This window comes from Cyanobium sp. Alchichica 3B3-8F6 (assembly GCF_024346435.1).
Classification (GTDB): Bacteria; Cyanobacteriota; Cyanobacteriia; order PCC-6307; family Cyanobiaceae; genus Cyanobium_A.
Genome location: NZ_JAGQCZ010000003.1, coordinates 129035 through 141912, shown reverse-complemented (window position 1 = coordinate 141912; position 12878 = coordinate 129035). Strand labels below are relative to the sequence as shown.

The 12878-nt window shown below is 67.0% G+C and carries 13 protein-coding genes; 8 read left to right on the top strand and 5 right to left on the bottom strand.

Annotated elements, in window-relative coordinates:
• Positions 1–50: 50 nt before the first annotated feature.
• Both KBY65_RS03990 and KBY65_RS03985 read left to right on the top strand, forming a co-directional pair.
• A complete protein-coding gene (locus KBY65_RS03990; protein ID WP_254988305.1) occupies positions 51–311 on the top strand; it encodes a MoaD/ThiS family protein in 261 nt (86 codons plus the stop codon).
• A complete protein-coding gene (locus KBY65_RS03985) occupies positions 304–780 on the top strand; it encodes a molybdenum cofactor biosynthesis protein MoaE (protein ID WP_254988304.1) in 477 nt (158 codons plus the stop codon). The genes KBY65_RS03990 and KBY65_RS03985 overlap by 8 nt, the downstream gene beginning before the upstream one ends.
• A gap of 9 nt (positions 781–789) precedes the next feature.
• Here KBY65_RS03985 and KBY65_RS03980 read toward each other — a convergent pair whose 3' ends face one another.
• From KBY65_RS03980 to moaC, 4 genes are read right to left on the bottom strand one after another with little or no spacing between them, the layout of a single operon-like run.
• Positions 790–1071: a type II toxin-antitoxin system YafQ family toxin gene (locus tag KBY65_RS03980; protein WP_094558926.1), complete on the bottom strand. Its 282-nt coding sequence runs from the start codon at positions 1069–1071 to the stop codon at positions 790–792.
• Positions 1068–1337 (bottom strand): prevent-host-death protein, encoded by a 270-nt coding sequence (locus tag KBY65_RS03975; RefSeq protein ID WP_094558927.1) that lies wholly within the window; start codon positions 1335–1337, stop codon positions 1068–1070. Before KBY65_RS03975 ends, KBY65_RS03980 begins: the two co-directional genes overlap by 4 nt.
• Positions 1338–1381: 44 nt before the next feature.
• Positions 1382–2632 carry a molybdopterin molybdotransferase MoeA gene (locus KBY65_RS03970; RefSeq protein WP_255000598.1) on the bottom strand — a complete coding sequence of 417 codons (1251 nt, stop codon included), beginning with the start codon at positions 2630–2632 and terminating at the stop codon, positions 1382–1384.
• Positions 2625–3137 (bottom strand): cyclic pyranopterin monophosphate synthase MoaC, encoded by a 513-nt coding sequence (gene moaC / locus KBY65_RS03965; RefSeq protein WP_255000597.1) that lies wholly within the window; start codon positions 3135–3137, stop codon positions 2625–2627. Before moaC ends, KBY65_RS03970 begins: the two co-directional genes overlap by 8 nt.
• A gap of 107 nt (positions 3138–3244) precedes the next feature.
• On the opposite strand from moaC, the gene KBY65_RS03960 reads away from it, so the two are divergent.
• The 5 genes from KBY65_RS03960 (at position 3245) to KBY65_RS03940 (ending at position 9050) form a co-directional block, all read left to right on the top strand.
• Positions 3245–3727: a hypothetical protein gene (locus tag KBY65_RS03960; RefSeq protein WP_094558930.1), complete on the top strand. Its 483-nt coding sequence runs from the start codon at positions 3245–3247 to the stop codon at positions 3725–3727.
• A 70-nt stretch (positions 3728–3797) separates the two neighbouring features.
• Entirely contained in the window at positions 3798–5072 is a 1275-nt protein-coding gene (locus KBY65_RS03955; protein ID WP_255000596.1) for an MFS transporter, read from the top strand.
• Between the two features lie 36 nt (positions 5073–5108).
• Positions 5109–7253, top strand: a complete 2145-nt coding sequence (ppk1, locus tag KBY65_RS03950) for a polyphosphate kinase 1 (RefSeq protein WP_255000595.1) — start codon at positions 5109–5111, stop codon at positions 7251–7253.
• 203 nt (positions 7254–7456) lie between these two features.
• Entirely contained in the window at positions 7457–8371 is a 915-nt protein-coding gene (locus tag KBY65_RS03945) for a sigma-70 family RNA polymerase sigma factor (protein ID WP_409996618.1), read from the top strand.
• A 4-nt stretch (positions 8372–8375) separates the two neighbouring features.
• Positions 8376–9050, top strand: a complete 675-nt coding sequence (locus KBY65_RS03940) for a diacylglycerol/polyprenol kinase family protein (protein ID WP_255000594.1) — start codon at positions 8376–8378, stop codon at positions 9048–9050.
• Here KBY65_RS03940 and KBY65_RS03935 read toward each other — a convergent pair.
• Entirely contained in the window at positions 9043–10125 is a 1083-nt protein-coding gene (locus KBY65_RS03935) for a 3-deoxy-7-phosphoheptulonate synthase (RefSeq protein ID WP_255000593.1), read from the bottom strand. The two genes, KBY65_RS03940 and KBY65_RS03935, sit on opposite strands and share 8 nt — an antisense overlap.
• Positions 10126–10243: 118 nt before the next feature.
• Between KBY65_RS03935 and acnB the strand changes: the two genes are divergently transcribed.
• A complete protein-coding gene (acnB, locus tag KBY65_RS03930) occupies positions 10244–12859 on the top strand; it encodes a bifunctional aconitate hydratase 2/2-methylisocitrate dehydratase (RefSeq protein ID WP_255000592.1) in 2616 nt (871 codons plus the stop codon).
• The last annotated feature ends 19 nt before the right edge of the window (positions 12860–12878 follow it).

The following is a 12878-nucleotide window of genomic DNA, read 5'->3' as shown; positions in this document are numbered from 1 at the left end:
GAGAGCCATCGTGACAGTGGCGCGCGGGAGCGCTAGTTAGCGTTGCGGCCATGGGTGAGCCATCGGCCGCAGGAATCCGCATCCGCCTGTTCGCAGGGCTGCGAGAGCAGGCGGGCTGGGCCGAGCGGCAGTGGACCGCAGACGCCTTGGTGGAGGCGACCCTCACCCCGCGCCAGCTCTGGCAGACGCTGCAATTGCCGGGAGAGCTGAACAGCGTGCGCGTCGCCATCAACCAGCAGTTCGCCGCGGCCGACACCCCCCTACTCCCCGGCGATGAGCTGGCTTTCCTACCTCCGATCAGCGGTGGCTGACGCTGAGGGCCTGCAGCTCAAGATCGATCTCCACTTGGAGGCCTTCGAGCCGCTCGCCTGCCTGGAGCAGTGGCAGCGCCAGCTCGCCGCCAGCGGCCCCAGCACCAACGCCAGCGCTGCCGAGAGCGTGTTCATCGGTCGAGTGCGGGCCGCGGCCGCCGATGGAACGCCCCTGCTGGCCCTGGAATTGGAGCACTATCCGGGCATGACCGAGCGCCAGCTGCAGCAGCTGGCCACAGGCTGCTGCGCGCGCCATGGGGTGGGCAGCTGCCTGGTGCAGCACCGCATCGGCCGGGTGCTGCCGGGTGAAGCGATCGTGCTGGTGGCCATCGGCGCCGACCGCCGCGGCCCCGCCCAGCGCTGCTGCCAGGAGCTGCTGGAGGCGCTCAAGCACGACGCACCGTTCTGGAAACGGGAGTGGCGCCGCGATGGCACAGGCGAGTGGCTCACGAGCAACACGCCGCTGTGAGCCTGCCCTTCAGCCCCGATACACCGTGTCATGGCTGCCGATGTCAATCGGAATCAGACGCTGGCCTTCGATCAACAACTCCAACGTGATCCTGTAGCTGATGTTGATCGACACGGAATGCAGCCCGCTCAAGCGTCCCTTCAGGGCATGCAGGCGCAAGGACGGGTGACCTGGATTGACCTCCAACAGCAACAGCGTCTTGCGGTACGCATCCCGCAACTCAGGATGGCGACGCAGGAAACGCGCGGCTCTGCGGTTGTACCGCTCGGTGAACAGGAGCGTCCAACTCAAGGCAGCTCAGCCGCCAGGGCATCCAGCCGCTGCAGGTGGGCCTCTACGGATTCTGCGATGCAACGTCCGGCCGCCACGTCGTTCCGCGTCTCCAAGAGGGCCAGTTCCAGCTCCAGATCCCGCAAGCGCTGAAACTCCTCGGCCTCCATCACCACATAACGCAAGCGGCCACGCACCGAGACGCCTGCTTCGCGCTCGTGCTCCAGCGCTCGCGTGATCGCCCCCACCCCCGCAGTCTTCAACGCATTGGCCGAGAGGATTTCCATCGCACGGTTGAGCGGCTTTCAAAGCATACGAACAACCGCACGCTTCACAGCACCGGCAACCGCAACAACTGCGCCCACAGCTCCGTGCCGGCCTCCAGGGCGCCCAGCTCCGCCGGGATCTCCAGCAGCAGATCGGCCCCCTGCAGCGAGCCGATGCGTGAGGAGGCCTGCGACCCTTCCACCCGGGCCCACAAGCCCCCGTCGGCGGCCACCACCAGCCGGGCCCGAGCCAGCTCCGGCCGGCCAGCCCCGCGCCGCAGCGCCGCCTCCAAGCGCACCTTCAGGCGCGGCAACAGTTGGATCTCCGCTCCCTCCAGCCTTTGCAAGGCCGGCCACAGCAGCTGAAGCGCCGTGATCGCCGCCGCCACCGGGTTGCCCGGCAAGCCAAAGAAGGGCACTCCCGCCACCTGGCCCCAGGCGAAGGGCCGGCCGGGCTTGAGAAACAGTTTCCAAAAACTCACCTGACCCAGCTCCGCCACCAAGGGGCGGATCCAGTCGCTGTCGCCAGCCGACACGCCGCCGGTGCTCACCACCACATCACAGCCCGCCGCCAACTCCCGCAATGCCAGCCGCAACGGCTCCGGCTGGTCGACGACCACCCGCTGATCGGCAACGGCGTAACCGAGCCGCTGGAGCAAAGCGCTGAGCAGCACCGAGTTGCTCTCCCAGATCTGCCCCGGCCCCCGCGCCACCCCCGGCGGCAGCAGCTCATCGCCGCTGATCAGCAAGCCGATCCGCGGCCGGCGCGTCACCTGCAGCTGCTGCACGCCGCAACTGGCCAGGCGGCCGAGATCGGCAACACCTAGCCGCTGTCCTGCTGGCACAAGCTCCTGGCCCGCAGCCGCCTCCTCGGTGGGTTGGCGAATCCAGGCATTGGCGCCGCCGGGCTCCAGCAACTCCAGCCGATCGCCATCCACCGCCACCAACTCCTGGGGCAGCACCCGATCACTGCCCTCGGGCACCACCGCACCAGTGAGAATGCGCACCGCTTCTCCCGTCCGCAGCACCGGCCCATAGGGCGCCCCAGCCGCGGAGACCCCCACAAGACGCCAAGAGCAACCCAACGGTGGTGGATCCGATCCAGCAATGGCGTAGCCATCCATGACCGAAGCGCGAAACCCCGGCACTGCAGCAGGGGCGATCACCGCCGCCGCCGTGGTGCGGCCCAGGGCGTGGCTGAGGGCGAGGGATTCGCTCGCGGCGAGGGGCTGGAGCTGCTCGAGGATCAAGGCGCGGGCCTGATCCAGCGGCAAGCCCTCGCGGCCATAGGGCTCCGTGGCAGGCCCATCAGCCATCGTCCTGACCCCCAGGGCGCACCCAATCCCCCCCGCGCCCTCCGGATTTGCGCACCAGCCGCACCGGCCCGATCGTCATCGCCCGGTCGGCGCTCTTGAGCATGTCGTAGAGGGTGAGCAGGCCCACCTGCACGGCGGTGAGGGCTTCCATCTCCACGCCGGTGGGGCCGGTGGTGCCCGCCGTGGCCTCACAGCGCAGGCCCACAGCCGAACCATCCGGCAACGGCGCCTCGGCGATCACCACCTCCAGGCAACTGAGCGGCAGCGGGTGGCAAAGCGGGATCAATTCGGCGGTGCGCTTGGCCGCTTGGATCGCCGCCACCCGCGCCACCGCCAACACGTCGCCCTTGCCGGCCCTCCCCTCGCGCACCAGCGCCAGGGCCTCCGGAGCCAGGGCAAGAAAACCTTCGGCAACGGCCTGGCGCAGCGTGGCCGGCTTGGCCGCCACATCCACCATGTGCGCCTCACCGCGGCTGTTGAGGTGGCTGAGCTGGAGGGGAGTCAACTCCGATGCAGCCATGGCCGCCTTGCAACCGACACCCAAGCATGAACCGCAGATGACAGCTGCAGCAGTGGCTCGCCCAATAACGTGAGGGTCCCTGAGCCCACGCCATGACCGCCCGCCCAGCCACCGCAGCCCTGTCGCTGCTGCTGGCCGCCGGTCTAGGTCTGCTCGCCGCACCGGAAACCCAGGCAGGCCCGCTGCTGCGCCGGGCCCAGGAACGCAAGGCCTGCCAGGAGTTCGCCGGCAAGCTCCAGGCCGCCTCCGGCAATGCCCAGCAGGCCCAACTGGTGTATCAGCAGGGGGTGCTGAAGCTGGTGGAAACCTTCGGCGAAAACCCCTGCGGCGACATCCCCGCCCCCACAGCTACTGCCCCGGCGGCAGCGCCCACTCCAGCACCGGCCACCCCCGCGGCTGCGACCACCATCCAGCCCACGAATCCCCAGCAGGCTCAAGCCTGCCAGGAGTTTGCAAGCAAGCTGCAGGGCGCCCAGGGCAACCCAGCCCAGGCCCAGCAGATCTATGCGATGGGCAGCCAGAAACTGAGCGGCATGTTTGGCCCCAACCCCTGCCCGCAGATCAAGGCCCCCTGAGCGCCAGCCCCCGCCGCCGGCACCGCTCCATCCCGCACACCAGCCCCACACGCACCCGGTCGCTCCCCTCTTGTCGCTCTCCCGCCCCTCCACCTTCTTCTGCGCCTTTCTGACGCTGCTCAATGACCGGCTGGGGGAGTCGATCGTGTTCCCGCTGCTGCCGTTTCTGCTGGCGGGCTTCACCAATGACGGCCGCGTGCTGGGTCTGCTGGCGGGCAGTTATGCCATCGCCCAGTTCGCCTTCACGCCCCTGATCGGCGCCCTCAGCGACCGCTTCGGCCGCAAACCGGTGATCAGTGTCTGCGTGGCGGGCTCGGTGCTGGGCCTGGCCCTGTTTGCCCTCACCATCAGCCTGCCCTGGGCCACCCTGTGGCCCGCGGCCCAGGCTGCCGGGCTGCCCCTGGCGCTGCTGTTCGGGGCCCGGCTGATCGACGGGGTGAGCGGCGGCACCGCCGCAACCGCGAGCGCCGTGCTGGCCGACATCTCGCCGCCGGAAAAGCGAGCCAAGGCCTTCGGCCTGATCGGCGTGGCCTTCGGCCTGGGCTTCATCCTCGGCCCGGCCCTCGGTGGCCTGCTCAGCCGCCTGAACGTCACCCTGCCGCTGCTGGTGGCGGTTGCCATCGCCATGCTCAACCTGGTGCTGGTGCTCACCGTGCTGCCGGAAACCCACCCGCTGGAAGCCCGCCGAGCGATGCCGCGCAAACGGGATCTCAACCCGTTCGCCGCGCTGCAGCGGGTGTTCACCAACCCCCAGGTGCGGCGCCTGTGCGTGGCCTTCTTCCTGTTCTTTCTGGCCTTCAACGGCTTCACGGCCGTGCTGGTGCTGTATTTCAAGCAGGCCTTCAACTGGGGGCCCGGGCTGGCGGCGGCGGCCTTTCTCGTGGTGGGCGTGGTGGCCACGGTGGTGCAGGGGGGGCTGATCGGACCGCTGGTGAAACGCTTCGGCGAATGGCGGCTCACCCTGGCCGGCCTTGGCTTTGTCATCGCCGGCTGCCTGCTGATCCCGATGGCCACCCGCGCCAATGCCCAGCCGGTGGTGTTCAGCGCCGTGGCGATCCTGGCGCTGGGCACCGGCCTGGTCACCCCCTGCCTGCGCAGCTTGGTGTCCCGGCGGCTCGACAGCGAGGGCCAGGGTGCCGCCTTGGGCAGCCTGCAGGGGCTGCAGAGCCTGGGCAGCTTCCTCGGCCCACCACTGGCGGGCCTGGCCTACGAAACCACAGGGCGGCAGAGCCCCTTCTGGCTGGGCATCATCCTGCTGGTGGGCGTGGCCCTGCTGGTGGCCGGCGGCCTACCGGGCCGGTCGGCAGTGGGGATGGAAGCTGGAATACACAGCTCAGACGGTTGAAATTGCTACGTTGCGCCTCATCAGGGGCGGGTTGGCATGGCGGAATCAAAGGCTGACGCGCAGGTCGCTCCGGAGCTCTACATCAACCGCGAGCTCAGCTGGCTGGAGTTCAACTCCCGGGTGTTGGCCCAGGCCCTCGACGAGCACACCCCGCTGCTGGAGCAGGCGAAATTCAGCGCCATCTTCAGCAACAACCTCGATGAATTCTTCATGGTGCGGGTGGCTTCGCTGAAGTCGCAAATTGAAGCGGGCGTCAGCACCCTCAGCGACGACGGCCTCACCGCCCAGCAACAGCTCCAGGCGATTCGCGCCAAGCTGCGGCCGCTGCTGGAGATGCAGCAGAAGCACTACCGCCACTCACTCAAAACCCATCTCGCCGACTACGGCGTTCACCTGATCGACTACGCCAACCTCAACGGCGATCAACGTGAGTGGCTGGACAGCTATTTCCAGAACGCCATCTTTCCAGTCCTGACCCCCCTGGCGGTGGATCCCTCCCACCCCTTCCCGTTCATCAGCAACCTGAGCCTCAACGTGGCCGCCCTGGTGCGCGACCCCGACTCTGGCCAACAGGAATTCGCCCGGGTCAAGGTGCCGCAGAAAAACCTGCCCCGCATCGTCCAGATCCCGCCCAACCTCAGCGGCAAACAACCCGAGCCCGTGTACACGGCCGTACCGCTCGAGCAGGTGGTGGCCTTCAACCTGGGCCTGCTGTTTCCGGGCATGCACGTGGAGGGGCACTTCTTCTTCCGTGTCACCCGCGATGCCGACCTCGAACTGCGCGACCTCGAGGCCGACGACCTGATGGAGGCCCTGGAGGAGGGCCTGCGCAAACGCCGCCGCGGCGGCGAAGTGGTGCGCCTGGAGGTGGCCGATGAGATGCCCGAAGCGGTGGTGCAGCTGCTGATGGAGGGCACCGCCGTGGAAGCCGAAGACGTCTACCGGATCAACGGCCCCCTGGGCCTCGACGACTTGATGAGCCTGTTGGCCATCCCCTTGCCCCAGCTCAAGGAAAAACCCCACAAGGGCCGCACCACGCCAGCCCTGGCGCGCACCCAGAAGGGCCAACTCGAAGACGGCTCGATCAAGGCCGAGGAGTTTGAAAGCATCTTTTCGGTGATCCGCCGCGGCGATGTGCTGCTGCATCACCCCTACGACCTGTTTTCCACCTCCGTGGAGGAATTCCTCAACCAGGCCGCCGACGACCCCTCGGTGTTGGCCATCAAGATGACCCTCTACCGCACTTCCAAGGATTCGCCTGTGGTGGGGGCCCTGATCCGGGCCGCCGAAAACGGCAAGCAGGTGATGGCCCTGGTGGAACTGAAGGCCCGCTTCGACGAAGACAACAACATCCAGTGGGCCAAGCAGCTGGAGGCTTCAGGCGTGCACGTGGTGTATGGCGTGCTGGGCCTGAAAACCCACACCAAAATCCTGCTGGTGGTGCGCAAGGAAAAGGAGCGTCTCAACAGCTACGTGCACATCGGCACCGGCAACTACAACTCCAAAACCTCCAGCCTCTACACCGACATTGGCCTGCTCACCGCAAGGCCGGAATTCGGCGCCGATCTGGTTGAGCTGTTCAACTACCTCACCGGCTTCTCCAAACAACAGAGTTTCCGCCGGCTGTTGGTGGCGCCGGTCACCCTGCGCAACCGCATGGAGGGCCTGATCCGCCGCGAGATCGAGCACGCCCAGGCAGGCCGCGGCGGCCACATCAGGGCCAAGATGAATGCCCTGGTCGATCCGGCGATCATCGCCCTGCTCTACGAAGCCTCCCAAGCGGGGGTGACGATCGAACTGGTGGTGCGGGGCATGTGCAGCGTGCGGCCCAACCTGGAAGGGATCAGCGACAACATCAGCGTGGTGAGTGTGATCGGCCGCTTCCTCGAACACTCACGCCTGTTCTGGTTTGCCAATGGCGGCGAACCTGAATTGTTCATCGGTAGCGCCGACTGGATGTCTCGCAACCTGGACCGGCGGGTGGAAGCCGTCGCTCCCATCGAAGATCCGCGGCTGCGGCATCAGCTTGAACAGGTGATCGATCTCTACCTTCAGGACACGGGTGCCTGGCACATGGACAGCCAGGGACATTTCAGTCAGCGACAGCATGCTGGTGAACCAAGCCTCGCTCAACAGTTGATGGTGCGTCGCTGGCGAGGCGGCTTGGCAGCCGCCAACTGATGCCGCAAAAGCACAGGCATCCGTGTTAATCGGCAGCAATCCATACAGGAATTCTTCCAAATCAAACCGTTGCAGCGTGCGTTGCAGTGCTACATTCCGGCCAAATCCAATACGGAGGCTTGGGTGTGGGGACGCCTTTGCAATCCGCTTCAGCTGTTGTTGACAACAACGGCTCGAAGCTTTCAGCAACGAAACTGCCAAAGGTGCGCGCAACCGGGTCCCGGGCAGGCGGTCGTCTCAGTGCCGATTCAATTGGTTGGTATCTGAGCACCATCGGTCGTGTGCCCCTGCTCACGGCCGCCGAAGAAATCGAGCTGGCCCACCATGTGCAGGCCGGTAAACGGCTGCAAGAACTGCCCGCCGAAGAGATCACGCCCAAACACAAGCGCCAACTGCGGATGGCCCAGCGGGCCCGCGATCGAATGATGGCGGCCAACCTGCGCCTGGTGGTGAGCGTGGCCAAAAAGTATCAAAACCAGGGCTTGGAACTGCTCGATCTGGTGCAGGAGGGGGCGATCGGCCTGGAGCGTGCCGTCGACAAGTTCGACCCGGCCATGGGCTACAAGTTTTCGACCTACGCCTACTGGTGGATCCGCCAGGGGATGACCCGTGCCATCGACAACAGTGCCCGCACGATCCGCCTGCCGATTCACATCAGCGAAAAGCTCTCGAAGATGCGGCGCATCAGCCGGGAGCTCTCCCACCGGCTCGGGCGCCAGCCCAACCGACTGGAGCTGTCCCATGCCATGGACATGGCTCCCCAGGACCTCGAGGAGCTGATGGCCCAGAGCGCCCCCTGCGCCTCCCTGGATGCCCACGCCCGCGGCGATGAAGATCGCAGCACCCTGGGCGAACTGATCGCCGATCCGGCCAGCAACGAGCACATGGACTCGATGGACCGGCACATTCAGAAGGAGCACTTGGGCGCCTGGCTCTCGCAGCTGAATGACCGAGAGCAGAAAATCCTCAAGCTGCGGTTTGGGCTGGAGGGATCGGAGCCCCTCACCCTGGCGGAGATCGGCCGACTGATCAACGTGTCACGGGAGCGGGTGCGACAACTGGAAGCCAAAGCGATCATGAAATTGCGGCTGATGAGCAACGTTCAGCAGGCCGCCTGAGCCGATGGTGGGCGGATGGCCGCAGCAGCTGCTGGGTGTTGCGGCCATCACCAGCTGGCTGGCCCTGCTGGTGATGGCCGCGCTGCAGGTGCGCCGCCGCTGGAACGGCCAGCGGGAATGGAGCCGCAAGCTGGTGCACATCGGCACCGGAGCCGTGGTGCCGATCGCCTGGGCCCTGGGCATCGACCGCCTGATCGCGGTGCCGGCGGCAGGCGTGATCACCCTGCTGGCCGCACTCAACCACCGCTTCCGGCTGCTGCCTGCCATTGAAGATGTCGGCCGCGCCAGCTACGGCACCATCGCCTACGGGGCCTCGATCACCCTGCTGTTGCTGCTGTTCTGGCCGCAGCAACCGGCTGCAGTCGCAGCGGGCGTTCTGGTGATGGCCGTGGGGGACGGCCTGGCCGGATTGGTGGGGCCGCTGGTGGCCTCCCCGAGCTGGCACATCTGGGGTCAGCGCAAATCAGTGGTGGGCACCACGGCCATGGCCCTGGGCAGCCTGGCGATGCTGCTGGTGGTGCGCCAACTGGCCCAGGCGGCAGGGCTGCCCCAACCGGCGCTGGGCGCCTTGCTGGCCATCGCCGCCGCGGCGGTGCTGCTGGAGCAGGCAGCCGTGCTGGGCCTCGACAACTTCACCGTGCCCTTGGCGGCTGGCTGGTTGTGGGCACGGCTCAGCTGAGCAGCAGGGGGCGGGCCGCCTGGGACTGCCGCACCGCTTCGGCCAACGTGTCGAGCACCGACTCGGTGGTGGCCAGATCGATGCAGGCATCGGTGATGCTCTGGCCGTAGGTGAGCTGGGCAAGATCGGTGGGGATCTTCTGGTTGCCCGCCACCAGATGGCTCTCGAGCATCACCCCCATCACGTGGGTGGAACCCGCGCGCAGTTGCTCCGCAACCTGAACCGCCACCTCGCCCTGACGGCAGTAATCCTTGTTGGAGTTGCCGTGGCTGCAATCCACCATCACCCGGGGGGGCAGGCCCGCCTTGGCCAGCTCCGCAGCGGCTTCCTCCACGGCCTCAGGGTGGTAGTTGGTGCCCCGCTTGCCGCCCCGCAGCACCAGGTGGCCATCCGGATTGCCGGTGGTGGTGACGATCGCGGCTTGGCCCTCCCCATTGATGCCGAGAAAGTGATGGGGCCGGGCCGCGGCCTCCATGGCATTGACCGCGGTGATGGCACTGCCGTCAGTGCCGTTCTTGAAACCAATCGGCATTGACAGACCCGAGGCCATCTCCCTGTGGGTCTGGCTCTCGGTGGTGCGGGCGCCGATGGCGGTCCAGCTGATCAGATCGGCGATGTACTGGGGCACAACCGGATCGAGCAACTCGGTGGCCGCCGGCAGACCCATCTCCGCCAGGTGCAGCAGCAGGCCGCGGGCTAGCCGCAGGCCCGTGTTGATGTCGTAGCTGCCATCGAGATGGGGGTCGTTGATCAACCCCTTCCAGCCCACGGTGGTGCGGGGCTTCTCGAAGTACACCCGCATCACGATCTCGAGCGCATCCTGGAAGCGCTCTTGGGCCGCAGCAATGGCCGTGGCGTACTCCTTGGCCGCCGCCACGTCGTGCACCGAACAGGGCCCGACGATCACCAACAGCCGGGAATCACGGCCATGCAGGATCGCCTGAGTCCGCTGGCGGGCCTGCTGCACGGTGGCCGCCGAGCGCTCCGTAATCGGCAATTCGCGATGCAACAGCGCCGGGGGTACCAGCGGCCGTGTTTCCACCACATGCAGGTCGGAGGTGGTGGTGGTGGTCATGGGCCTGATGCCGTGGAAACGGCGCCGCGCAGGGGTTTCCACCCTAGTCAGCAGCGATTGCGACCAAACGCTGGACCGGCCGCCAAGAACAATGGATATCAGATTGACGCGATCGGGCATGTCTGCAGCCAGCTTCCTCTCCAGCTACCGCGCCGCCGCGGCCGAGCGCGAGGCCCTGGGCATTCCGGCCCTGCCGCTCAGCGCTGAGCAGACCGCGGCCCTCACCGAGCTGCTGCAGGCCCCGCCCGCCGGCGAGGAATCCTTCTTGCTGCACCTGCTGAGTGAGCGCATCCCCCCCGGCGTGGATGAAGCGGCCTATGTGAAAGCCGATTGGCTCAGCGCCGTGGCCCAGGCCAAAACCATCAGCCCCCTGGTGAGCCCCGTGGAGGCCGTGCGCCTGCTGGCCACGATGATCGGCGGCTACAACGTGGGCGCCCTGATCGCACTGCTAGCCAGCGCCGATGCCGCCATCGCCGAGGCGGCCGCCACAGGTCTGAGCCGCACCCTGCTCGTCTACGACGCGTATCAAGATGTACTGGAGCTGGCGGAAACCAACGTTTACGCCAAGCGCGTCATCGACAGCTGGGCTGCCGCCGAGTGGTTCACCGCCAAGCCCGAGCTGCCAGCTGAGATCACCGTGACGGTGTTCAAGGTGGAGGGCGAAACCAACACCGACGACCTCTCCCCCGCCACCCACGCCACCACCCGCCCCGACATCCCCCAGCACGCCACAGCGATGCTGGAAACCCGCATGCCCGGCGGCCTCGAGCTGATCAAGGAGCTCAAAACCAAGGGCCACCCGGTGGCCTATGTGGGCGATGTGGTGGGCACGGGGAGCTCCCGCAAATCCGCGATCAACTCGGTGCTGTGGCACACCGGCACCGACATCCCCCACGTGCCCAACAAGCGCGGCGGCGGCGTGGTGCTGGGCGGCAAGATCGCGCCGATCTTCTTCAACACCGCCGAAGACTCCGGCGCCCTGCCGATCGAATGCGACGTGAGCGCCCTCAACAGCGGCGATGTGATCACGATCCGCCCCTACGCCGGCACGATCGAGCGCGCCGCCGGGGAACCGGGAGCCGGGGAGATCGTGGCCCGCTTCGAGCTCAAGCCGAGCACGATCACCGACGAGGTGCGCGCCGGCGGCCGCATCCCCCTGCTGATCGGCCGCTCCCTCACCGACAAAGTGCGCGCCCAGCTGGGGCTGGCCGCCAGCGATCTGTTCATTCGGCCGGTGGCCCCGACTGACACCGGCAAGGGCTTCACCCTGGCCCAGAAGATGGTGGGCAAGGCCTGCGGCCTGGCGGGCGTGCGCCCCGGCACCAGCTGCGAGCCGCTGATGACCACCGTGGGCTCCCAGGACACCACCGGGCCGATGACCCGCGATGAGATGAAGGAGCTGGCCTGCCTGGGCTTCTCCGCGGATCTGGTGATGCAGAGCTTCTGCCACACCGCCGCCTATCCCAAGCCGGTGGACCTCAAGACCCACGCCGAACTGCCCGACTTCATGGCCTCGCGCGGCGGAGTGGCCCTGCGCCCCGGCGACGGCATCATCCACAGCTGGCTCAACCGCATGCTGCTGCCCGACACGGTGGGCACCGGCGGCGACAGCCACACCCGCTTCCCCCTGGGCATCAGCTTCCCGGCCGGCTCCGGCCTGGTGGCCTTCGCCGCCGCCATCGGCGCCATGCCGCTGGACATGCCCGAATCGGTGCTGGTGAAATTCACAGGGAAGCTGCAGCCAGGCGTGACCCTGCGCGATGTGGTGAACGCCATCCCCTATGTGGCCATTCAGCAGGGGCTGCTCACGGTGGCCAAGGAGGGCAAGCAGAACGTGTTCAACGGCCGGATCATGGAGATCGAGGGGTTGCCCGATCTCAAGCTCGAGCAAGCCTTTGAACTCACCGACGCCACGGCAGAGCGCTCCTGCGCCGGCAGCACCATCAAGCTCTCGGTGGACACGGTGAGCGAATACCTGCGCAGCAACGTGGCACTGCTGAAAAACATGATCGCCCGCGGCTACGGCGATTCCCGCACCCTGGCCCGCCGCATCCAGGCGATGGAGGCCTGGTTGGCCGATCCGGTGCTGCTCGAGGCCGACGCCGATGCCGAGTATGCGGCGGTGATCGAGATCGATCTGGATGCGATCAGCGAGCCGATCCTGGCCTGCCCCAACGACCCCGACAACGTGAAAACCTTGAGCGAGGTGGCGGGGGCTCCCATCGATGAGGTGTTCATCGGCTCCTGCATGACCAACATCGGCCACTACCGCGCCGCCGCCAACGTGCTCAAGGGCCAGGGCGAGAACGCCGCCCGCCTCTGGGTGTGCCCGCCCACCCGCATGGACGAGGAGATGCTGAAGAAAGAGGGCTACACCGCCATCTTCGAGGCTGCCGGCTCCCGCATGGAAATGCCCGGCTGCTCCCTATGCATGGGCAACCAGGCCCGGGTGGACGACAACACCACCGTGTTCTCCACCAGCACCCGCAACTTCAACAACCGACTCGGCAATGGTGCCCAGGTGTACTTGGGCAGCGCCGAACTGGCGGCGGTGTGCGCCCAGCTGGGCCGCATCCCCACCAAAACCGAGTACCTGGCCATCGCGGCCGAGAAGATCGATCCCTACGGCGCGGAGCTTTACCGCTACCTCAACTTCGACCAGATCGAGGGCTTCGAAGACCAGGGCCGGGTGGTGAGCTCCGAGGACGAAGCGAAGGTGCTGGCGGAGGTGTGAACTGTTGGGTGAGACGCTG